This is a genomic window from Bradyrhizobium sp. 142, from assembly GCF_023074015.1.
Taxonomy (GTDB): domain Bacteria; phylum Pseudomonadota; class Alphaproteobacteria; order Rhizobiales; family Xanthobacteraceae; genus Bradyrhizobium.
Genome location: NZ_JADPKQ010000036.1, coordinates 1 through 22562 on the forward strand (window position 1 = coordinate 1; position 22562 = coordinate 22562).

Annotated in this window: 19 protein-coding genes and 2 pseudogenes; 11 read left to right on the forward strand and 10 right to left on the reverse strand. The window is 62.4% G+C overall.

The window, feature by feature from the left end; translation table 11 throughout:
- The first annotated feature begins 682 nt into the window (after window positions 1-682).
- Window positions 683-892 carry a hypothetical protein gene (locus IVA82_RS03385; protein ID WP_247493161.1) on the forward strand — a complete coding sequence of 70 codons (210 nt, stop codon included), beginning with the start codon at window positions 683-685 and terminating at the stop codon, window positions 890-892.
- Between the two features lie 271 nt (window positions 893-1163).
- Here the strand turns inward: IVA82_RS03385 and IVA82_RS03390 are convergent, their stop codons facing one another.
- Complete coding sequence (locus tag IVA82_RS03390) at window positions 1164-1898, reverse strand: tetratricopeptide repeat protein (protein WP_247384659.1); 735 nt, start codon at window positions 1896-1898, stop codon at window positions 1164-1166.
- A gap of 264 nt (window positions 1899-2162) precedes the next feature.
- Window positions 2163-5333 carry an autotransporter outer membrane beta-barrel domain-containing protein gene (locus IVA82_RS03395; RefSeq protein WP_247384660.1) on the reverse strand — a complete coding sequence of 1057 codons (3171 nt, stop codon included), beginning with the start codon at window positions 5331-5333 and terminating at the stop codon, window positions 2163-2165.
- A gap of 671 nt (window positions 5334-6004) precedes the next feature.
- On the opposite strand from IVA82_RS03395, the gene IVA82_RS03400 reads away from it, so the two are divergent.
- A complete protein-coding gene (locus IVA82_RS03400) occupies window positions 6005-6388 on the forward strand; it encodes a hypothetical protein (RefSeq protein ID WP_247384662.1) in 384 nt (127 codons plus the stop codon).
- A 390-nt stretch (window positions 6389-6778) separates the two neighbouring features.
- Window positions 6779-7810: a helix-turn-helix domain-containing protein gene (locus tag IVA82_RS03405; RefSeq protein ID WP_247384664.1), complete on the forward strand. Its 1032-nt coding sequence runs from the start codon at window positions 6779-6781 to the stop codon at window positions 7808-7810.
- A 468-nt stretch (window positions 7811-8278) separates the two neighbouring features.
- On the opposite strand, the gene IVA82_RS03410 is transcribed toward IVA82_RS03405, so the two are convergent.
- On the reverse strand, window positions 8279-8749 hold the full coding sequence (locus tag IVA82_RS03410) for a tyrosine-type recombinase/integrase (RefSeq protein ID WP_346658726.1): 471 nt from the start codon (window positions 8747-8749) through the stop codon (window positions 8279-8281).
- 44 nt (window positions 8750-8793) lie between these two features.
- Between IVA82_RS03410 and IVA82_RS03415 the strand changes: the two genes are divergently transcribed.
- Window positions 8794-9657 carry an aldo/keto reductase gene (locus tag IVA82_RS03415; protein WP_247384665.1) on the forward strand — a complete coding sequence of 288 codons (864 nt, stop codon included), beginning with the start codon at window positions 8794-8796 and terminating at the stop codon, window positions 9655-9657.
- Between the two features lie 281 nt (window positions 9658-9938).
- On the opposite strand, the gene IVA82_RS03420 is transcribed toward IVA82_RS03415, so the two are convergent.
- On the reverse strand, window positions 9939-10421 hold the full coding sequence (locus IVA82_RS03420; protein WP_247384667.1) for a DUF992 domain-containing protein: 483 nt from the start codon (window positions 10419-10421) through the stop codon (window positions 9939-9941).
- A 243-nt stretch (window positions 10422-10664) separates the two neighbouring features.
- Here IVA82_RS03420 and IVA82_RS03425 point away from each other — a divergent pair, with 243 nt between their 5' ends.
- Complete coding sequence (locus tag IVA82_RS03425) at window positions 10665-11612, forward strand: PDZ domain-containing protein (protein WP_247384668.1); 948 nt, start codon at window positions 10665-10667, stop codon at window positions 11610-11612.
- 27 nt (window positions 11613-11639) lie between these two features.
- Here IVA82_RS03425 and IVA82_RS03430 read toward each other — a convergent pair whose 3' ends face one another.
- A complete protein-coding gene (locus IVA82_RS03430) occupies window positions 11640-11855 on the reverse strand; it encodes a hypothetical protein (RefSeq protein ID WP_247384670.1) in 216 nt (71 codons plus the stop codon).
- A 213-nt stretch (window positions 11856-12068) separates the two neighbouring features.
- Here IVA82_RS03430 and IVA82_RS03435 point away from each other — a divergent pair.
- Window positions 12069-12272, forward strand: a pseudogene (locus IVA82_RS03435) (transposase); the annotation flags it as partial.
- Between the two features lie 424 nt (window positions 12273-12696).
- On the opposite strand, the pseudogene IVA82_RS03440 reads toward IVA82_RS03435, so the two are convergent.
- Both IVA82_RS03440 and IVA82_RS03445 read right to left on the reverse strand, forming a co-directional pair.
- A pseudogene (locus tag IVA82_RS03440) lies at window positions 12697-13026 on the reverse strand (enoyl-CoA hydratase-related protein); the annotation flags it as partial.
- Window positions 13027-13175: 149 nt separating this feature from the next.
- On the reverse strand, window positions 13176-15266 hold the full coding sequence (locus tag IVA82_RS03445) for a molybdopterin-dependent oxidoreductase (RefSeq protein WP_247493162.1): 2091 nt from the start codon (window positions 15264-15266) through the stop codon (window positions 13176-13178).
- Here IVA82_RS03445 and IVA82_RS03450 point away from each other — a divergent pair.
- The 5 genes from IVA82_RS03450 to IVA82_RS03470 all read left to right on the forward strand — a co-directional run bounded on the left by IVA82_RS03450 (window position 15265) and on the right by IVA82_RS03470 (window position 19785).
- Window positions 15265-15432, forward strand: coding sequence for a hypothetical protein (locus IVA82_RS03450; RefSeq protein ID WP_247384674.1), 168 nt, complete (start codon window positions 15265-15267; stop codon window positions 15430-15432). The genes IVA82_RS03445 and IVA82_RS03450 overlap by 2 nt on opposite strands.
- A 68-nt stretch (window positions 15433-15500) precedes the next feature.
- On the forward strand, window positions 15501-16475 hold the full coding sequence (locus IVA82_RS03455) for a tripartite tricarboxylate transporter substrate binding protein (protein ID WP_247384675.1): 975 nt from the start codon (window positions 15501-15503) through the stop codon (window positions 16473-16475).
- Between the two features lie 15 nt (window positions 16476-16490).
- A complete protein-coding gene (locus IVA82_RS03460; protein WP_247384676.1) occupies window positions 16491-16961 on the forward strand; it encodes a (2Fe-2S)-binding protein in 471 nt (156 codons plus the stop codon).
- A complete protein-coding gene (locus IVA82_RS03465) occupies window positions 16961-19090 on the forward strand; it encodes a molybdopterin cofactor-binding domain-containing protein (protein ID WP_247384677.1) in 2130 nt (709 codons plus the stop codon). The genes IVA82_RS03460 and IVA82_RS03465 overlap by 1 nt, the downstream gene beginning before the upstream one ends.
- Window positions 19087-19785 (forward strand): substrate-binding domain-containing protein, encoded by a 699-nt coding sequence (locus tag IVA82_RS03470; RefSeq protein WP_247384678.1) that lies wholly within the window; start codon window positions 19087-19089, stop codon window positions 19783-19785. The genes IVA82_RS03465 and IVA82_RS03470 overlap by 4 nt, the downstream gene beginning before the upstream one ends.
- Window positions 19786-19800: 15 nt before the next feature.
- On the opposite strand, the gene IVA82_RS03475 is transcribed toward IVA82_RS03470, so the two are convergent.
- From IVA82_RS03475 to IVA82_RS03485, 3 genes are all read right to left on the reverse strand, one after another.
- Window positions 19801-20607 (reverse strand): SDR family oxidoreductase, encoded by an 807-nt coding sequence (locus tag IVA82_RS03475; RefSeq protein WP_247384680.1) that lies wholly within the window; start codon window positions 20605-20607, stop codon window positions 19801-19803.
- Window positions 20608-20685: 78 nt separating this feature from the next.
- Complete coding sequence (locus IVA82_RS03480; protein ID WP_148741462.1) at window positions 20686-21978, reverse strand: TRAP transporter large permease; 1293 nt, start codon at window positions 21976-21978, stop codon at window positions 20686-20688.
- The gene (locus tag IVA82_RS03485) at window positions 21969-22517 is read right to left on the reverse strand and encodes a TRAP transporter small permease (RefSeq protein WP_148741463.1); all 549 of its coding nucleotides are present in this window, start codon (window positions 22515-22517) and stop codon (window positions 21969-21971) included. The genes IVA82_RS03480 and IVA82_RS03485 overlap by 10 nt, the downstream gene beginning before the upstream one ends.
- Window positions 22518-22562: the final 45 nt, after the last annotated feature.

Sequence of the window (22562 nt, forward strand, 5' to 3'; positions counted from 1 at the left end):
GGTGGCGGAGCCCCGACGTGTTTCCTTGGCTTTCAATGCCGAAAGGGAGAATGGGTCCGCCGCTTCGGAGCTTCGCTGCCGATGCGCATGACTGCATCATGGTTTGGGTCCTTGGACCCACCGAATACAAGGTTGTGGCGCGACTGATCCGCGCCCCGCAAGCGGGCTCCCCTCTGATCGTCATCCCGATCGCACCGAGCGGTGCCGTCGTGCTCGAAGCTGTCAAGGTATGGCCTGGCAAGCCCGGAGCATGCCGCGCGGTTGGCGCGACGGCCAACCTTGACAGCTCCTGCGCGCGACGACGTCAGCGAGCCGCGGGTCGGGACGAAGAAACGGGCTTTGAGATCGAACAAAGAAACTGACGAAAGACAAAAGAACTCCTTGACAAAAAAGCCCCATACAAGGACATCGCGGGAAGGGGTACGTGGGCCTGGCCGCGGGCTCTATGGGGATTTGTCTGCGGCGTGCGATCTGAAGGTTGAGTGAATTTCAACGGCGGCCGGTTCGCCCCGCGAGCACAACTTTAACGTTCTGGCATGAATGTTGCGAATGGGTAAAAACACCTTTCGCACCTCTTGTAATTTCAAAGAGTTACGCGTTGCAAAAAGAGCGCACATTTCAAACTTCTGCGTTATGCGCCTGGTAGCGATCTTTGAAGCGCATGGGCCGAACCGATGCTTGATTGCTCGAAAAGACCTTGAGCTTGTCTAACGAAAACTATTTCGAGACGTCATCTTATACATCACTGATGAGGATCGCCGCATCTCCGATTGCATCGGTTTCGTCATTCGAAATCGTTGACGCCGCGGATGCAGCCTTGCTGGATGTTCGGCGCGAGATCGAGCATCTTCATGCTTCGATCGTGCGCCGTCGCAACAGAACTGTAGCCTGATCGCTCCACGGCACACTCTGTCTTGAGTGAGGTTGCGAACCCCTCATCTCAAGACAGGACGCCCCGTCGCGCTATCGTCTTGGTCGGGTCGCCTGCCGCAGCGCCCTACCGCGCGAGCGGTTTAGTCCTTTGGCCCGAAGGCGAAGAAGTTCTGTAAGCCGCATAAGTCCGCTGCATCGGCTAGACCGGACATTGGCGGCACGGCCCTCGACCGGCGCTTTTGACCCAATTGCAACATCACTCCTCTGGCACCCCCGCCAAGCCCAGCCCCTCATAGAAGCGCTCTCGTCCGGCAAGATAAATCGGGATTGTCGCTCGGTAGGTGGGTGCGCGCGCGGCGAATGGTGAAACTCGGATTGAGGGCGAGTGCCGCCCGCGCCGCACGCTTCGCCTCGTCAAATGCGCGAAGGCGTGCCAACGCGGCGGCGAGCCAAAAATATACGAGGGGATGATTACGATTAGCCTCGATGCCGCGGCGTAGCCAAGCTACTGCCTCCTCATTAGCATCAAGGTGAAACCTGGCTATACCAAGGATCATCAGCCAAATATAAGAACGGGCGTCCCGAGGAGACAACCGAAGCGCCTCCTCCACGCAGGCTTCGGTTTCCGCTGCATGGCCGAAGTAGACTTTAGCGAGACCAATCCAAGCGTGAGCATGGGCCAAATTGCGGTCGAGCACGAGCGCTCGTTCACATTCGGCAATACCTTGAATGGCGCGGTTCGTCAGAACAAGGACGATGCCCAATCGTAGGTGCGCCAACGGATGCTGAGGAGCCAGCGACAGAACCTTGTTTAAGGTTGCCTCAGCCATCGCAAGGTGCGGAGCTGGGTCGTCACTTAACAAGGCTGTGACCGTTGCCTCATCCAAACCTGCGCTGCCTACCAGCGCCTCGATACAACGAGGGTCAAGCGCCAAAGCCGCGTCAAAAAAGCTGCGCGCCTGCGTCAAGTACTCTGGTGTAGTCCCCCTGTTCGCGAAAGCGATGCCCTGGAAATACAGGTCCATCGCGTCGGGGTTGACGGCTGTTCATGGCCCCATCAGCGAAGTGGCTGCCCTTGTCATTGAGATCCGCTCAGTAAGGCATGGCGGACGGGATTTGCTCAGGTTGAGTTCTTCGCATTTTGACCCACATGTAACGGACCTCCGGCCAACGGATGGCGCGTTGATTTTCTCAATGTGGATGCGACCGTCCTGGATCGCTTCGATGATATTGGCGATCAGGCGGCTTCTGGCTCGGCTTAGGGGCGGTCGGTAGCGAATTCCGGTCAATTACCAGACCACGCGGAATCCGCCGGTGCCTTTGTAGCTGTGATTGTCAGCTGCGTTGTTCAGGCTCGCGTTGTAGGAGACCTCGCCATAGACCGAATAGCGGCCATTGGCCCAGCTGTAGACGCCGCCGCCGCCGATGCTGCCCCACAAGCGATCATTGGCGCTGGCAAAGCCGGTGCCGGCGACATTGACGTTGCTGCCGCTGAGAAACTCGTAATGCACATTGGCGATGCCATAGACGTCGGAGCGCACGATCTGGCCCGAGGCATTCCATGTCTTCTGATGGTTGAGCGAAAGCCCGGCACGCCCGAGCAGGCTGTCGGCCTTGCCAAGCGACACCAGCGCGCCGAAGCGATCAGTAAAATTGTCAAAATCGACCTTCGAGTAAGCGAGCTGGGCCTGCGGCGTCAGCGACCAGCCGTTGCCGACCCCAAAGCGCTTGCCGGTTTCGGCACTGAAGCCGTAGCCAAAGCCCTGGTTGCCGTGGATCAGGCTGCCGGCCAGCGCCGACGACAGGTCGCTGCGGTAAAACATCGTCTGCGCCTGGCCGTCGACATAAAAGCCGTTGTCGCCGTACCAGGTCAGCGTGCCGCCGACACCGGAGCCCTGGGCCCGGATCCGGCCATTGCCAAAGAACGAGGCGACGTTGGCCGTGGACAGGCCATATTGCGCGGTGAGGCCGACGATCAGCCGGCCGCGCTCGTTCTCCAGCGCCAGACCATCGATGCCGGCCTGCATCTTCATTTGGTCGGACTTGTAGGTTGAGCCGGTCGTGGTCGAAGGCTGCAGGTCGTCGTGCCGGCCCTCGATGCGACCCCAGACCGCCGATGGCGCGGACGAGCCGCCGGGCTGAGAGGTGACCACGCCTGAGCGGGCCATGGCGTCGCTGCCACCCCAGTAGCGATTGCCGACGCGCTGCTGCAACGTCGGCAGGTCGTTCATGCCGAGCAGCACCTGGGCGTAGTTCTCATAGAGCGGCACACCGGGCTGATAGAGTGGGCCCGCGGGCACAGGCGGCGGAGCCGGCGAACCAGGATCCGGATTTGCCAGGCTCGAGCGCAGGTACCAGTCGCCGTCATTCGGCGTGCTGATGCCATTCTTCTGCAGAGTATAGGCATAGGCGCCGCCGACTACCGCCTGCTGGCCCTGGATCACGTAGTTGCCCTGCAACGCAAAGGCGCCGTTCGAGGCCCCGCCGACGTCGACGATTTTGATGCCTTCCACCGTTTGCGCGCCGGCACCGCCGACATTGATCACCCGTACGTTGGTGCTCCCGGACGTATTACCGGTGACGACCAGCCGATCGGTAGGCGATGCATCGCCGCCGAGAACGCTCTCAATCTCCAGCAAGCCGCCGTTGCCGACGTAGTTGCCGGCGACGGTGAGCGTCCCGATGGAATTGCCGGGAGCGATCGTGCCGCCGGCAAAGTTGGTCGTATCGCACACCGTGCCGGTGCCCTGCAGCCGGCCGCCGGGCAGCACGTTCATGCCGCCGCACAAGCTGCCGTTGACCGCCAGCGTGCCGGCCTCCACGGACGTCGTGCCCGCAAAGCCGGAATTGTCGCCGGTGAGATTGGTCAGGCCGGAGCCGATCTGGCGGATCGCGCCGATACCCGAAATGATGCCGCCGAAGTCCATGCTGTTGGATCGGTTGAACGCCAGCGACCCGTTATTGGTGACGTTGCCAACGATGCTGCCGGTGGTGCCGCCATTGCCGAGTTGCAGCGTACCTCCGGCGATGGTCGTGCCTCCGGTGTAGATGCTGTTGGCTGTGAGGACCGTTGTGCCGGTGCCGATCTGGCTTACGCTGCCGGTCCCGGAGATCGCTCCGGGAAAAATCATCGTGTCGCTACGATTGAACATGAGCGCGCCGTCGTTGATGACGTCGCCGACGATGCTGCCACTGGTCCCACCATTGCCGAGTTGCAGCGTACCCGCGAAGATGGTCGTGCCTCCGGTATAGGTGTTAGTTCCGTTCAGAGTGAGTGTGCCGGCGCCCGTCTTTGCAAGAGCGCCACTGCCCGAGATTCCCTGCTCAATGGTGGACGCGAAACCTTGGGTGTCGATCGTGCCGCCCCCTGCGTTGAGTGTGATCGGCCGGCCGGCGGAGAGGTCAAAACTGTTGTTGAACTGCAGTGTTCCGCCGTTGAAGGTCAATCCGCCTGTGGCGGCTCCAAGCGCAATGTCGGCACCAACAGCAACCGTTCCCTGATTGAAGAACGTACCGCCGGAATACGTATTTCCCGGGGCGGCGGGTGCGAGCGTAAGGATGCCAACGCCGGTTTTTTCGACCGCGCCAGTCCCGGTGATCGTCCCGGTGTAGACCCCCGCGTCCGGCTGAACGAAGCGTATCAGTCCGTTGTCCGTGACCGTCGGTGGCAGACTTTGAGCTCGTGCCTCAAGCGTCCCGCTGGGATCGACGATGACCGGTCCGGTGTAGCTCGCATTGTTCCCGGTCAGGACGAGCGTGCCCTCCTGCACCAAGGCGACGGTCACGCCCGTTATGGTGCCGCTGAGCGTCCAGATGCCGGAGCCGTTTTTTGTCAGCGTCTCGAAGCCGACGAAGTTGCCCAGCAATGTAGCGCTGCCGGTACCGCTCAGGAAAATCGCGTCGGTGCCGGCGCCGCCGCTAAAGTTGCCGGTGATCGTCGAGCCAGTGAAGAGGCGCAGGGTATCGTTGCCGCCGGCCAGATTGATGCTTCCCCTGATCGTTCCCCTGTTGGTGAAATCAAGAGCGCCGTTACCAGAACCGCCGATCACGGTGCTGGTCGTGCCGTTGCCGGCTTCGATGACACCGGTTTCGCTATTGATGACCGTGTTCAGGCCCGACCCGTTCTGAGACCAGATGGCGACAGAATTCGTCGCCTTGATCAGGCCGCTGTTGGTGATCGTGTTGCCTGCGCCTTGGAAATTCACAGCTTCGGCGCTGCCTTGCGTTCCTTCCGCAAGCAGTCGACCGCCTTGGGCGATCGTCAGAACGCCACCGTGGGCGATCTCGATCGTGTTGCCGCCCGTGTTGTATTGGCCGGTAGCATTCGTCGCATTGTTGCGGACGGTAGCGCCTCCGGCGATGTTGATGATGGCGTTGTTGTGCATGCTAATCGCGTTGTCGTTGCCAGCGGAGATCTCGCTGCCAGTCAATACGTTGACTGTCTGATCGTCGCCGGCCACCGTGCTGCCCCCTCCAACCCTGGTCGTCCACGGATTGGGTGCCGCAGTATCGCAAGTGGTAACGCCGCCAACTACCGTGCAGGCAGCTAGCGCGGGATCCGGCGCGACGATCGCCAAGAAAGGGGGACCCAGGACCGTGGGGATGAGCAGAAGACGAACTCGCCACCGGCTGACTCCATCCGCTGCGACTTTTGATCTTCGAACAATGTGAAGCGCCGCGGCGCAGGAAACACCTGCCAGTAGACAGGAGGTTCGGCGAATTCCGCGCGAGGCGACCTGCGGCATCTGCATCCACAATGCGGCGCGCCTCTCCGCAACGGTCGCGCCGAGCTTGTTTGAACCGATCGGCGATGCCTTTTTGCGCCCCCCCATCTAGCTAACCCTCTTGTCTTTTTGTTTTTGCTGGGGGCTGGAGGCGCGCAAATCCGTTTTCAGCTCGCTTGCTGCTCGGGAAGGAGATCGACGATGAGTTCTCACTGCCCCGCACTCCACATCATTCTTGTCTTTCGGACGTGCATCTACGTCCTGCTTCAGGCAGCATTCTCTGCTGCGTCACGGATGCCCTGCAACCATCACGCTCAGATTGAACGACGTGTAACTTACGTGAGTAAGTTCGAAACGGTCAACGATCCCTGCGCTTGCAACGCGCGGAACAGAGCGCGGTGTGTTGTGTGCGCAACGAAATGAATCATCTTGCGGAAAGCACTGAGACACCAAGCTTCGTGCGGTGGACGTTGTGCATCATTGCATCATCTCTTCACGATGATGATGCCTGCCGTCACGAGAACGTCGCACGCGGCGCAGGACGCGAATCACTTCTGTCTCTCGATTTGTGTCGCGTGCCCACCGCGGCAGCGTTGCGAATTGATCCTGAGACGCAAAGCATCATGGATGAGACGTACCGCATACTTCGCCTTGCACCTTGCCTGGTGCAGCAGCATCCCGCGCCCGTTGAGAAACGCGATCGCCTCGCCGCTTTCAAGGCCGCAGGTTTATCGTTTGCGATGATTGCGAACAGAGTAGGCAAATCATCAGGGTATTTCTTGCATCCTTGACGTGTATTCGCCTGAATTTGTATGTAGGTTTTTGATTGCTGCTGGTTCGAGTCAATCGTGGCGAACGCGGCACCAAGGAAGTTCCGGATTTTTCCGGAACGGATTGTTAGAACGCCGGTTCTGGCTAAGTTGCGCGCGCGGCGATGCACCGAGGCGAGCAATGCGCATCAAGAAGAAGAGTGCCATCATGTGCACCACCGGAGTCATGAGCTCCCGATTGAGAAACCCGTTTCGGCACAGACGTAATGTGTGTGCCTCACATCGCAAGCCTCGTCCGCCGCCCGGAACCGGATCGGGCCGGCGCGGACCTCGCTCCCTCGAGACTCGTCGCGGCATCGCCGGCGATCACAACATAAATCTCGATGACAGCTCCTGACGTGGCCATACTGGATGGATCAAGATAACTGTATCCTCGCCAGCGACGTGAAGCTGCTGGAGCCGATGCCGCGCGAGCCGCGCGATCTGAACGACAGGAAGCCGGCGCCGCCGCGAATCCTGTCGACGGCGCCCTATCATTCCGACGAGCAGTTCGACGTATGGCACACCCGCATCAGCTCCATGTGCGAGGTGGGGCTTCCGCCCGGAACCAGCGCCGCGGATGGGTTTGACGTCGAATATATGACGTGCAACCTGGCCCACGTCAGTCTGAACGCCGGGCATTTCGCCGCCCAAAGCTTTGCGCGGACGACCGAGCATGTGCGCCGCTCCCCAACCGATCATTGGTGCCTGTTCTACGCGCGATCCGGCGAGGCTTGGTTCGAAACCACCGACCGCCAGATCCACATGAAGCCCGGAGATGTGTTTCTGGTTTCGCTGGATCAGGATTTTCGCGGCCGCATCACCGATTACGACGCGTCCCTGCTCGGTTTGCCCCGCGACGCCTTCATGGGAGTCGCTGCGGATCTCGATCGGGTCTGCAACACCGTGCTGTCCGGCAACCTCGTGGGACTGCTTGCCGATTATCTGCACAACCTGCAGACGCGCGTCGTCGGAATGAATCCGGACGAGCTCCTGCGGGCCGGCCGGGCAACTGCCGAAATGATTGCCGCCTGCATTCAGCCGTCGCGCGATCGGCTGGAGCAGGCGCACGGCGCCATCGAATCCGTTTTGTTTGAACGGGCGCGCCGTTATATCCGAGCTCACCTGGGCGAACTTGATCTGACGCCGGAACACGTGGTGCAAGAGCTCCGGATCTCGCGTTCCAATTTGTATCGCGCGTTCGAACATGCGGGCGGGGTCGCGCACTACATTCAGCGCACTCGGCTGGTCGCCGCACATGCCGAGCTTGCGGCCGGAAACGAGAGCCGCGTCCAGGAGGTTGCCCATAGCCACGGCTTCAGGCTGGCATCGGATTTCGCGCGCGCATTTCGCCGCGAGTTCGGCTACAGCCCACGGGAAGTTCGCGATCGGCAGCGCAGATAACGCTGCGCTGCGAGGCAGCGCGCCCGATCATAAACTCCGCGATAATGCAACTTATGAGATTTCCCTGTTTAGAAATCATCATGGATCGACGTCCGTTGTTGGCCCATCGCTTCCGTTGGCGAGGTGTCGCTACATGTCGGTTCATAGGGACAGACCGGAAGTTTGCAGCCGAGCGCTAGACCGGCGCAATTGGCCCGACGCAGCCGCGTACGTTCCATCTTTTTTGATTAGTTGGGCGTCCGGTGGAACTCTCCGACAGCAAACAAAGCGAACTTGCCGCCATTACTTGCTTCACCGAGATTGTTTACGACCGCGAGAGGCAAGCGATGATCGTCTCGGAATTCTTCTCAGTCAGAGTAAAATTCCAAGTCTCTACCCACTTTCCGTCGTTATCCTCTCCCGCGCTTGAGGCAAATGTCACGGCGTTCGTTACATAGGGCTGAAATTGGAATAGGCCCGGCTTGACCTCTAACCCGCCAAAATAGACCCTAGCCACCTTTCCATTGATGCGTATTCTGAATGGCGATTTTGCATATGCGGCCCTAACCCTCTCGTCAGATTCAGGGTCCTTGCTCGCACCGTCTCCCGCTTCTTGGTGATCGCGCCAGCTGCTTCCTTCATGTAGTCAGGGTGGTGGTGACCGTAGGTGTCGATCAGAACCTTCACCGACATTCCGAGGAAGCCCGCTGCCTCCCACGGGTCAGTGCCCAGCTGCATAAGCCAGGTGGCCGCCGTGTGGCGCAGCGTATGCGGCGTGACGTTGCCGTCCGATAGGTCGAGCTTCGCCACCTCCACAGCACGAGCGAAGCCGTTCTTGACCGACTTCACGCCCGCGCCCTGCCACTCGACGAAGTGGTTGGCGATGATCTTCCTGTCGTACCAGCGCCGCATGTGGACCAACAGTCGATCTATGGCGTAATCTTGAAACGCCAGCGTCATCACACCGACCGCAAACGGCGCTTTCGCCTTGAAGAGGTCCAGCGATGCCCGCAGATCATGATACGCGGCCCCTGGGTCGAACCGGCATCCATGTGCTGCCCTTGGGCATCGGCACGAACAAGTGGCGGCGTGCCGATCGTGGAGCCGTGTTGGAAACATACAGGACCATTCATGATGCCGGCCCGTGCATGATCGACACGGCTGAGATCTATTTCTCGGAGCGCGTCGTGGGTGACTGCTTGCGCGCCGGTCCCGCCGGCGCGGTGATAGCATCGAAATTCCTTCCCTTTCCGGGCCGAACCTCTCCGCGCCGTCTGATGAGCGCGCTTGACAGGTCGTTCGCGCGGCTGGGCCTCAAGACAATCGATCTCTACTATGTTCATTATCCGCTGCCCTTGATCGACGTGGGAGTGTTCGCCGAAGGTCTCGTCGAAGCGGTGAAGTCCGGCAAGGCACGCGCGGTCGGCGTGGCAAATTTCAATGCGGACCAGATGCGCGGCATCGCCGATCACCTCGCAAGGGCAGGCGTTCCGCTCGCCGCCAATCAGGTCAACTACAGCCTGCTCCGACGAGCAGCGGAAACAAATGGCGTGCTCGAAGCCTGCCGTCAGGTCGATGTGGCACTGGTCGCGTATTTTCCCCTTGCGTCCGGCCGCCTCACGGAACCATCGGACAGCATGGGCACGAGAGCGCTGCGGACGTGTCTTGCCGATATTGCCCGCGCGCACGACGCCAGCATCAGCCAGGTCGCCCTGAACTGGCTGTTGGCGCGCGACAGTCACGTGATTCCCATCCCCGGCGCGACCAAGCCTCATCACGCCAGGGCCAATCTCGATGCACTGAGTTGGCGCTTGAGCGAGACCGAATTCGACGCGATCGACCGAGCCTCAGCAAAGAGTGGAACATGAAGCCAGCGTCCCATCAAACCCATCATCTTCACCTCTGACCTCGACAAGGTCGACGTCCGCGTCGGGACCATTCTCGCTGTCGAGGACGTGGCACATTTGGAGCAGCTCGTACGGCTGCGTGTCGATTTTCGGCGACCACGCGCGCGCTCCATTCTCGTCGGCATGAAAAAGGAGCGGCCATCTCCAAAGCCGGACGGCCCGTTCGCGACGCAAACTGCGACACGGGCCACTCCTTTTTAGCCTGGCAAGCAAAAGGTCTCAATCACGCAGCGACGGACGCGCTATCGAGCTGCCGGCTGGAGCGTCATGTGCGAGATGCCGAGGGCAAGGTTGGCACCGGACTGCCCCTGAACGGCGAGCGGTTGCAAGACAACCGCCTGATCCGGTCCGCGGGCCAACGTATTGGTTCCCGGGCCGGCAGCACCGACAGTCACCCCCGCGGCGGCGCCTGAGTAGTCGCCGGCCAGCATGCCGGGACGCCCTCCAGCGGGGGCATAGACGACCCAGCTCATGCGGCCGCCCGACATGGCCCCGATATCGAGGCCAAGCGTGTCCACGGTGCCGACATAGGCCTGGCGCGGCCCATGCCGCATGGAAGCATAGATGCAGTTTAGTTGTGCTTGCGACCCGACGACGAAACCTACACTCGGGGACTTGGAGCAGGTAAGGGTGCCTACCCGCGCGCGGGCAAAATCCTGAGCTGTTGCTGGCGTCGCGGCGAGGGCAAGGGCCAAACCAGCCAATGCACATATCGGCCTGTTCATGGTGCAAACCTCCTTGAGGGGGAACAATTTTGAAAAACGCGGTCAGCCTTTCAGTTGTTCCTTCCATGTTCCGGCGAAGCAGCCGCCTTCTCACTGTCAACCAGTCCGAGCGATCGGATGCAGTCTCGAAACCGGCAGGCTATACATCCGACCGGGCAAACACCGTGACTGTCGGCCCAGAGCTTATTCACCATAACGTTCCAACCTGGTGAGCAGCGACGAGCTCCATCGCAGGGTTGTACGATGAAGAAGGTCATCAACTTCAGCACCGTCCCGCCGCCAATTTTTGCGGCTGACATCAATGGCTGCGGCATCAGCCCTGGCCCCAACGGTTTGTGGGCCGAGCAGCGAGAAGCAGCGGATTCGGCCACATCCCAGGCCGTGTCCGCACGCATCGCCACGTTCGAGGAGGTATGGCGGACCCTGCGAGATCGGTTCTACGATCCGCACCTACACGGGCTCGATTGGTCGGCGGCCCGGGAACGTTACTTGCCGGACGCCACACGGGCGAGTTCCGAAGATGCGCTGGCCAGCGTCATCAATAGCATGCTCTCCGAGCTGCATGCTTCGCATACCCGCTACCACACACCGCACGAACCAGAGTACTACCAGCTTTCCGATATCTTTGCTGGTGCGCTAAGGCGACGCGGACTGGAACGCGCTTTTCCGGGTGGCCGTATCTCCTATCCCGGCATTGGCGTCCTCTCGCGTCTCGACATGCAGGGCCACAGCGTGATTACCGGCGTTATCGAAGGCACGCCGGCCCAACAAGCCGGCCTGCTCGCTGGCGATGTGATCGTCTTCGCCGATGGTGCACAGTTTCAGCCGGTACAGTCATTCCGTGACAAAATTGGCAAGGAGGTCGTGCTGGGCCTGCGTCGCGCCGGCGCATTTATGCAAATATCCGCTACCCCGGTCGATATTGAGCCCAACATGTTCTTGGATGGCTTGAAAGCCAGTGCCCGCATAATACGGGCCAACGGCCGAAGCATCGGCTATGTTCATGTCTGGTGCTACGCTGGCTCCGTGTATCAGCGGACGCTCGAGCATCTTCTATCGCAAAGTCCGCTGAACGACGCCGACGCGCTGATCTGGGACCTGCGCGATGGCTGGGGCGGCGCGATTCCCGAGTATCTTGATTTGTTCAAAACGCGCGCGCCGACCATGGCGCCAGCGAACTCCGGAACGTGAAGTGGCGCAAGCCCGTCGCTATGCTTGTCAACCGGGGGGACCCGCAGCGGCCAGGAGGTCCTTGCCTATGGCTTCAAGAAATATCAGCTTGGAGAGGTCATCGGTAGCCGAACCGAGGGAGCTGTCCTCGCTGCGACGGCATTCCTCATCGGCGGCGGCTTGCTGTTGCTCGCGGTCGAGGACGTGCGAGTTGACGGTGAGCGGCTGGAAAGCGTCGGCGTCGCACCCACGATCGAGGTCCAAGCTGACCCGGCCTCCATGGGTTTAGGTGATCCTCAACTGGATCGCGCAATCGCGGTCCTATCCGGGGCCCGATCCTCGGGAGACAGTCCTGCTGGCTCTTGCACCTATCCACGAGGACCTAATCTATCGGGGTTCGCTCCCCTCACGCTCCCTTGTGAGTCTCGAGAGCCGAGGCTTTCTCAATTGTACAAGTAGTGCAGCGAATGGGTCGTATACAGCAAACGGCTGTTCGGTGGCCCCGAGGAAGTCTTGCGCTATCTCGCTGCGCTACACCCACCGCATGCCATCTCCAACCGGCGCCTGGTCGCGCTCGACGACAGCGCCGTCACCTTCCAGTGGAAGGACTACCTCATCGAAGGTCCCGAGCGATACAAGCTGATGACGCTCGATACCCCACGAATTCATCCGGCTTCCTGATGCATGTTCTTGCCGCAAAGCTTCCACCGTATCCGTTATTACGGTTGGCTCGCGAGCTAAACCCGCGTCAAGAATATCGCACGCCATTCGAACTTTCGAGGCCTGCTCGGGCTTCATTTTTGTTACGGCCCAGCGGATCGCTCAGCGGCCCAGGGCCGCCTTCCTCGCAGGGCTCCAATCCAGCCCGTTACCCGGCCGAGCCGCCTGCCAGCTTCCGAACCAATCGACAATTATCCGGGTGAGACCCTCCCTCACGAGTAGTTCGCGCCCTCGGGGCGCTGCGCAAAGATTCACCTGCGGACGTTTACTCTGCTGTGCGCGAAAAGATCTCTAAAACCTTGTTAGCTAGGGCGTTGCCGAGATCCGCCATTGTTTTTTGCGGAGAAATGGATTCCATCCAGACCGCTTGTTGAGATCACGCTTCCATGCAGACCCCGCAGACCCGCGCAACCGCCGGCTTGGTCGCGTTCTGGGACAACCGCAACAGATCGGCATAGTCGACATTCGGCTTGGAATGATCCATCGCGAACGCCGCGCCGGAGTTCTGCAGGTCCGCGCCGGCGCAGAACGCCTTGTCGCCCGCGCCCGTCAGCACGATGAGGCGGACATCCTTGTCGTCATGCGCGTTCCGATACCCTTTGGCGATGCCGGCAATCACGTCGCCGTTCAGTGCGTTGCGTTTCTCCGACCGGTTGATGGTGATCCAGAACGCCTGCCCGCGCTTCTCAGTGATGACGCTTGTGGTGTCGGTCATGGCACGCTCGCTTCCTTGCTCCCGCTTGCCCGACATTTGCGGCAGATGCACTACAGGCGCAAGCGCAATCTACGATGCAATCTACGATGATGTGCCGCCTTAGCGCCTCGACACAATTTTGCAGCGCGATCGAACCAGGGATGCGTGCCTCAGGCAGCAGCCGCCTTCCTGATCCAGACCTTGTTGTCGTGGAACGCGGCGCCGCCGATTGGCGCGATCGTGTCCGCGCCGGTCAGCATGTTGATGCCGCGGCCGCCGATATGGTTCTTGTTCGGATGAACGGACTCCGCGATCAGCACGCCACGCCGTACGCCCTCGAACAGCGTGGCCATCAGCGTGGTCTCGCCGCGGGTGTTGCCGAGCGTCACCGCATCGCCGTCGGCGATGTCGAGCGCGGCCGCGTCCAGGGGATGGATCATCACGCTCGCCTTGCCCTCGCGCGCCTGCGAGGACGGCGTCTCGTTGAAGGTGGTGTTGAGGAAGCTGCGCGAGGGGCTGGTCGCAAGCCGGAACGGATGCGCCTGGTCGGCCTGCTCGATCACCGCCCAATGGTCCGGCAGCGCCGGCATCTTGTCGAAATCGCCTATGGTCACGCCGAACGGCGGGTGGGCCCAGTCGGCCTTGAAATGGAATTTTCGATCGGCATGGGCAAAGCCGTCGAGAAAATGCGAGGTGCGGAAGTCCGGTTGCAGGTCGCGCCAGAGATCGGCTTCGAGACCAGCGATGTCGCCGTGGCCGCTCAGCTTCAGCGTCGCGTCGATCAATTCGCGCGGCGTCAGCTCGAAACCCGGATGCTTGGCGCCGAGCCGCGGCGCCAGCGCCTGCAGCACCTGGTGGTTGGAGCGGCATTCGCCGGGCGGGTCGATCAGCTTGGGGCCGACCGAGATATGCTGATGGCCGCCGCCGTAATAGAGGTCGTCGTGCTCCATGAACATGGTCGCCGGCAGCACGATGTCGGCCATCTGGGCCGTCTCGGTCATGAACTGCTCGTGCACCGCGACGAACAGATCCTCACGCGCAAATCCCTGGGCGACCCGCGCCTGCTCCGGCGCCACCGTCATCGGGTTGGTGTTCTGGATCAGCATCGCCTTGACCGGTCCCTTGCCGCGCAGGGCCTCAGTGTCTCCGGTGAGGATGCGGCCGATCTGCGACTGGTCGAGCGCGCGTACGGTCTTGTCGATTGCGTCGTGGCCCTCGATGAGGGATTCGTCGAAGTGCCACAGCGCGTAATTGTTGAAGAAGGCGCCTCCGCCTTCATATTGCCAGGCGCCGGTCACCGCGGGAATGCAGAGCGCCGCGTGCATCTGCGCAGCACCGTTGCGCGAACGGGTGAAGCCGTAGCCGAGCCGAATGAAGGTCCGCTGGGTCTCGCCAACCAGCTTGGCGAAGGCCTCGATCTCGGAGACCGGAACACCACAAATGGCAGAAGCCCATTCCGGCGTGCGCGTCTTCAGATGCGCCTCGAGCTCATCAGGGCAATCGGTGTACTTGTCCATATAAGCGCGGTCGGCATAGCCGTCGCGGAACAGGACATGCATGACGCCGCAGGCGAAGGCGCCGTCGGTGCCGTGGCGCAGGATGATCTTGATGTCAGCCTGCTTCATGGTGTCGTTGTCGTAGATGTCGACCGCCGCGATTTTCGCGCCGCGCTCCTTGCGCGCCCGCGCCGCGTGCGTCATCACGTTGACCTGGGTGTTGACGGGATTGGTGCCCCAGATCACCACGAGGTCGGAGACCGCCATCTCCCGCGGATCGACGCCGGCGATTTTGCCGGTGCTGATCGCATATCCGATCCGCGCGACATTGGCGCAGATGGTCTGATAGAAGCGCGAATATTTCTTCACATGGGTGAGACGATTGAGGCCGTCGCGCATCACCAGCCCCATCGTGCCGGCGTAATAATAGGGCCAGACCGATTCGGCACCGAACTCGCGCTCGGCGGCATTGAAGCGATGTCCGATCTCGTCCAGCGCCTCGTCCCAGGAGATCCGCGCGAATTGCCCGGAGCCCTTCGGCCCGGTGCGGCGCATCGGATACGTCAGCCTTCCGGGATGATGGATGCGCTCGGAATAGCGGGCGACCTTGGCGCAGACGACGCCGGCCGTGTAAGTCTGCTTCTTCGAACCGCGGACGCGACCGATGCTCCGGCCCTCGATCACCTCGATATCGAGGGCGCAGGCCGAGGGGCAATCATGCGGACAGGTGGAGTGGCGGATTTCGAGCTTGGCGTGCTGGTTCATGTCCGAGTTCGTAACAAAAAAACACCCGCCCGCCGAGCGCATTTATCCGGCAGTGCCCATGCAATTTGCTCAGGCCGCCCACACCGCCGGTTCCTGCCGCGAGCGCGAAATGCGGGCCAGTCACATCGAAAACGGCCCGATATTCCCGGCACGATCGACCTTGTGAGGCGTCGACAGCCCGCGCGTCCAGCCGCTACAGTGCCGTCCAACAAGAGCGATACCAGGGAGGTGGGCATGACAGCCCGAAAATTCGCGCTGGCGTTCGCGGCCGGCCTGCTTGCGGCATTTTCCGCCGCCCCCTCGTTCGCACAGGATTATCCCGCTCATGCCGTCCGGATCGTGGTGCCCTTTGGCGCCGGCGGACCGGCGGACGTCGCGGCCCGGCTGATCGGCAACGCACTCCAGGAGAGCTTTGGGCAACCCTTTGTGGTCGAAAACCGCACCGGCGCGGGCGGGGTCATCGGCACGGTCGAAGCGGCGAAGTCGCCGGCCGACGGCTACACGCTGCTGATGATGTCCAACACCCAGACCGCGAATGAATCGCTGCTGACACCTGCGCAGCGCAAATACGAACTGATGCGCGACCTCGCGCCGATCGCGCCTGTGAACTATTCCGATCTCGTCATCGTGGTGAACCCGCAGGTCGCGGCGAAATCGTTGCAAGAGTTCATCGCACTCGCCAGGGCGCAACCTGGCAAGCTGAACTACGCATCCTCCGGCCAGGGCACGCCCTACCACATGGCCGGCGAGCTGTTCAAAGCCATGGCCGGCATCGACCTTGTTCACGTTCCCTATCGCAACAGCGGCGAAGCGCGCAGCGGCGTGATCGGTGGACAGGTGCAGATGATGATCGACGCCGTGCCGGCGATGGCACCGAACGTCACCGAGAACCAGGTCCGCGCGCTCGCGACCACAGGCAAGCAACGCTCAGCGGTGCTGCCGAACGTGCCGACCGCGACTGAGGCAGGCGTGCCCGGTTATGAGGCGACGATCTGGCTCGGCCTGATGGCGCCGTCCGGCACCCCTAGGCCCGTCATCGATAAACTCAACGCCGCTGTGAACGCATTGGTGAAGCGCCCCGACGTCGTAAAGCTCTGGACCGAGCAAGGTGCCGTGCCCATGTCGATGACACCGGAGCAGTTCGACAAGTTCCTGCGCGGCGACATCGAGAAATGGGCCGACGTCGTCAAGAAGTTCGACAGGTCCTGAGGTCGTAGACCGACAATGCCTACCATTGAATTCCAGCTCAACGGCACCGCAACAGCCGTCGATGCCGATCCGGATCAGACGCTGCTGGACGTGCTGCGCGGCCGGCTCGGCGTCACCGGGCCACATTTCGGCTGCGGCGCCGGCGAGTGCGGCGCCTGCCATGTCATGGTCGACGATCGCGCGATGGCGTCCTGCGACATGCCAATGTGGTCGGTCGCAGGCAAGGACGTCGTCACAGTCGAAGGCCTCGGCACGGCGGAACAGCCGCATCCGCTGCAACGCGCCTTCATCTCCGAGCAGGCGATGCAATGCGGCTATTGCATCTCGGGAATCCTGATCAGCGCGGCGGCGCTGCTGAAGCGCAATCCGTCGCCGACGGAGGCGGAGGTGAGAGCGGCACTCGATCGCAACTTGTGCCGCTGCGGATCGCACAATCGTATGGTGCGCGCCGTGCTGCGCGCGGCTTCGCAGATGGCAACCTCCTGATGACGCCGCCCCCTGCCCCGAAACTGCCGATCAGCCTGACGGCCAATCCAAGGCTGTCGTCGTGGGTGAGGTTCACCGGCGAAGGCCGCGTGGCGATCTCGCCCGGCAAGGTCGAGATCGGCCAGGGCATCGTCACGGCGCTGGCGCAGATCGCCGCGGACGAACTCGACGTCGATATGTCCCGGGTCGAGATGATCCGCGCCTCGACGGCGACCAGTCCGAACGAAGGCGTCACGTCGGGCAGCCTGTCGATCCAGCAATCCGGCCGCGCGCTGCGCCACGTCTGCGCCGAGGTGCGCCAGCGCTTCCTCGCCGCGGCGTCGGAACGCCTCGGCGTCGATGCGGCGCGGCTCGAGGTCAACGACGGTATGATCTCCGGGCCCGGCAATGTCAGGACCAGCTATTGGGAACTGGCCGGCGAAGTTTCGCTCGACCACGACGCCACTGCGGGCGCGCGGGCGAAGAGCGCCGCGGAACGCGTCGTCGCCGGGCATTCGGTCCAGCGTGTCGATATTCCCGACAAGGTGTTCGCCCGGCCGCGCTTCATCCATGACGTTGCGCCGCCGGGCCTGCTGCATGGACGCGTGCTGCGGCCGGACATCTCCGGCGCCAGATTGATCGCGCTCGACGAAGAACCCGTGCGCACCGTTCCCGGCCTGGTCGCCATCGGCCGCGACGGCGGCTTTGCCGGCGTGATTGCCGACAGCGAGGCGGCGGCCGAGGCTGCGTTGAACGCATTGCGCAAGCGCGCGACGTGGTCGGGTGGCGAACTGCTGCCCGACGAAGATGATCTGGCGGGCTTTCTGAGGAGCCAGCCGGCCCAGACCACCATCATCGACACCAGGACGACAGCGGCGACGAGCCAGCACGTCCGCACTCTCCGCCGGCAATATACCCGTCCCTACATCGCACATGCCTCGATCGCGCCATCCTGCGCGATCGCACAATGGGACGGCGATCGCATCCACGTCTGGACGCACAGCCAGGGCGTCTACCTGCTGCGCTCTGATCTTGCGATCGTGCTCAACCTGCCGGCCGAAAAGATCCTCGTCGAGCACGTGGAGGGCGCCGGCTGCTACGGACACAATGCGGCCGACGACGTCGCGCTCGACGCGGTGCTGCTGGCGAAAGCCGCCAGTGGCCGTCCAGTACGGGTGCAGTGGTCGCGCCACGACGAGATGTCCCACGCGCCATTTGGCGCGGCCATGGCCATCGAGATCGAGGCCGATCTCGACGAGGACAACGAGATCATCGGCTGGCGCCATGCGATCTGGAGCAATGGCCATGCTGCACGACCCGGGCGCGCGGTACAGCCGGCGCTGCTCGGCGCGACCGAGATCGCGAACCCCTACCCCCGCATGATCTCGACCAATCCGCCGGCGGCCAATGGCGGCGGCGGCGATCGCAATTCCGTTCCGCTCTATGACCTCCCGGCCTGGACGATCACGAGCCATCGGCTACTGACCATGCCGGTGCGCACCTCGGCGCTGCGGACCCTGGGTGCGCAAGGCAATGTGTTTGCCATCGAATCCCTGCTCGACGAGATCGCTGCTTTGCGCGGCGAAGACCCGATCGAGTTTCGCTTGCAGCATCTGCGCGACGAGCGCGCGAAGGACGTCATCCGCGCCGCGGCGCGACGCGCAGCATGGAAGCTGCAGAAGCGATCCGGAATCGGCCACGGGGTCGGCTTTGCGCGCTACAAGAACATGGGCGCCTATTGCGCAGCGATCGCCGAGATCGAAGGCACTGATGAGATCCGGGTGAAAAGGCTGACGCTTGCGATCGATGTCGGCGAGACCATCAATCCGGACGGCGTCGTCAATCAGATCGAGGGCGGCGCGCTCCAGGCGACGAGCTGGGTCCTGAAGGAACGCGTCCGCTTTGACCGGACGCGCATCACATCGACCTCCTGGACGGACTATCCGATCCTGACCTTCACCGAGGTGCCGGCGGTGGATGTCGAGATCATCCAGCGGCCCGAGGTCGAGCCGGTCGGGGCCGGCGAAGCCGCGCACGGCCCCGTGACGGCGGCGATCGCGAATGCAGTCCATGACTGCCTCGGCGTGCGCGTGCGCGACTTGCCGATCACGCGCGACAAGATCATCGCAGCCATGGAGCTTGCACCGTGACGACAGTGAACATTTTGAGTGGAGGCGCGGCGCAGGGCCTGGTGCGCGGCCTCACCGAGCTCTTCAAGGCTGAGACCGGATTTGCAATCGACGGCGAGTTCGGTGCGGTCGGCGTCATGGCCGACAAGCTGCGCGCGGGTACGCCGGCCGATCTCGCGATCCTGACGCAGGCGCTGCTTGCAAAGCTGGCCGAGGAAAGTCTGGTCATCCCCTCCTCGATTGCAGATATCGGCCGGGTCGAGACTGCGCTGGCGGTCCGTAGCCGCGATCCCAAGGTGACGGTGAGGACCGAAGCCGATCTGCGCGAGGTGCTGCGCAGCGCCGGCGCGATCTACGTTCCGGATACCAAAGCCTCGACCGCGGGACGGCACGTCGCAAAAGTCCTGGATCAGCTCGGCATCGCCTATGAGGTCGCCTCGCGCCTCAAGATCTTTCCGAACGGCGCAACTGCGATGCGGGAGCTTGCGACGTCGACCGCTGCGCGCCCGATCGGCTGCACGCAGGCAACCGAGATCATCGCGACCGACGGTATCGCGCTGTCAGGATCGCTGCCGCCGGGATGCGAGCTCGTGACGATGTACACAGCCGCTGTGAGTGCACGGGCCGCACATCCGGGCGAAGCCGCCGCGCTGATCACGCTGCTGACTGGCGCAGACCGGAAGGAGCTGCGCCAACGCGCGGGCTTTGGCGGCTAGATGCGATAGATCGCGCTATTTGCTCATCTGGGTGAGGCCAGTCGGCGGACCATCGACGGCGGTCCAGCCGCCATCGACGAACAGCGTGCTGCCGCTGACATAGCTGGCGGCATCCGAGGCGAGATAGGCAACGGCTGTTGCGACCTCGTCGGCACTGCTCCAGCGGTTGAACACGGTATGGCCGGCATAGAGATTGTAGATGTCGGGCCGCTGCTTGAACGGACCAGTCAGCGCGGTCTCCGCGATGCTGGGCGCAATTGCGTTGACGCGGACGCCGGCGCGGCCGACCTCGGAGGCAAAGCCTTTCACCAGCAGGCCGATCGCTGCCTTGGTCGAGCCATACACAGCAAGACCGGGTTCGATGGTCACCGCGCGTACCGACGAGCAGGCGATGATGCTGCCACCCTTCTGCTCCACCATGATGCGGCCGAACGCCTGGAAGAACCAGACCGTGCCCTTGACGTTGAGATTAAGGACGCGGTCGAGATCCTCCTCGGTGTAGTCGAGGATGGTCTTGCGGATGTTGAGCCCGGGCGTCGTCACGGCGATGTCGAGCCGCGAAAATTTCTGCATCACGCTCGCGGCCAGAGCGGTAACGTCAGCAGCGTTCGCGGCATCGCACGCGGCGGCTTCTGCCCAGCCGCCCTTGTCGCGAATGCCGGCGGCAGTCACCTCAGCGGCGTCAAGCGCCCGATCGGCGCAGACGATTCGGGCACCGAGGCCCGCCAGCGCTTCCGCAGACGATTTGCCGATGCCGGATGCGGCGCCGAGCACGACAGCCGTTTTGCCGGTGAGATCGAAGAGCTTGCGATAGTCAGTCACAGACAGATTCTCCCTGTTGATGTGACGCAAAGTATCGCAAGCCCGGCCCGCCGGCCAAGGCCGGCGCACGCACGACAGCTATCCCTTGTATCCCATCAGCAGGCGCGGCAGCCACAGCGAGAAGGCGGGCACATAAGTCACGAACATGAGCGCTGCGATCAAGGCGGCGTAGAACGGCAGGATGGTGCGCATCACCGCGCCCACCGAGATGCCGCCGATGGCGCAGCCCACGAACTGCGTCGTTCCGACCGGCGGGGTATTCAGGCCCAAGGCGCAGTTGATCAGCATCAGCATGCCGAACTGCACGGGGTCCATGCCCGCCTTCATCGCGATCGGCAGGAAGATCGGGGTGCAGATCAGGATGGTCGCCGCCATGTCCATGAACGTGCCGAGCACGAACAGGATGACATTGATGAGCAGGAAGATAACCCAGGGCTGCGAGGACACCTTGCTCATCATCTCGCCGGCGAGATCGGCCACTTCGTAGAGCCCCATCAGATACTGGAACATGGTGGAGACGCCGATCAGCAGCAGCACCACACCGGTCGTCTTAACCGCCTTGGACGCGGCGCGCAGGAAGTTGCTCCAGGTCATGGTGCGGTAGATGAAGAAGGTCAGCAGGATCGTGTAAGTGACCGCGACGGCTGCGGATTCAGTTGCCGTGAAGACGCCGGACAGGATTCCGGCCAGGATGATGCCGACGATCAGAAGTCCGGGCAGAGCGGCCGCGAACGAGCGCAAAACCTCGGCCCATCCCGGGAACTTGCCGGCCGGATAGCCTCGCTTCACCGCGACTGCGTAAGCCGCGACCAGCATGCACACCATCAGCACGAGCGCCGGCAATAGGCCGGCGGCGATCAGCGCGCCGATCGACACCTTGCCGCCGGCGGCCAGGGCATAGATGATCATGTTGTGACTGGTCGGCATCAGCGCTCCGACCAGCGAGGCATGGGTGGTGACGTTGACGGCGTAGTCGGTGTCGAAACCTTCCTTTTTCATCATGGGGATCATCACCGCCCCCATCGCCGACACGTCGGCCACAGGCGAGCCGGATACACCGCCGAACAACGTGCAGGCGACCACGTTCGACATGCCAAGCCCACCGCGGATGTGTCCGACGAGATTCTTGGCGAGCTGCACGATCTTGTCGGCAACACCGCCATGCAGCATCAGCTCACCGCTGAAGACGAAGAACGGGATGGCGAGGAAGGAGAAGATGTTCATCCCCGACATCATCTGCTGGAAGATGACGGCGACCGGCAGGCCTTCGTACAGGATGGTGCAAATCGCCGAGAGGCCGATCGCGAAGGCGACCGGGACGCCGAGAACCAGGAAGCCGAAGAAGGAGGCGCCGAGAATGATCAGTTCCATGAGGGGACGACCTCTTCGCCGCGCAGGAGAGCAATGATGTGCTCGATTGAAAAGGAGACGATCAAGACGCCGGAGGCGATCAGCGGTACGTAGCGGACCACCTCAGGCAGGCCGAGATTGGGGATCTTCACGGTTCCGACCGACGCCCCGAGTATCCAGCCGTTATAGGCCATCGCAATGCCGAACACGGCCACCAGAACGTGAATCACTAGCTCGATCTTCTCTCGCGTGTGATCCGGAAGCATCACCAGCAGACTGTCCATTCCGATGTGTCCGGCATCGCGCACGCCCACCGCGGCGCCGATCAGCGTGACATAGAGGATGAGAACCAGAGCAAGGTTCTCCGTCCAGGTCGGGCTGGAATTGAGCACGTACCGTCCGAACACCTGGTAGAAGACGATGGTGACGATGACGAGCAGGCCGCTCACGGACAAATACATCCCCGCGCGAGCGACGGGGGCATTGATCCGCGACAGCAAGCCGGTAGCCCGGCGTCCGGCGACCTCCTGCTCGTGGCTTGCGACGTGTGGGTCTGTCATTCCCGCGTCTCCTTGGCTTCTTCTTGCGAGCGTCCGGTGCTACCT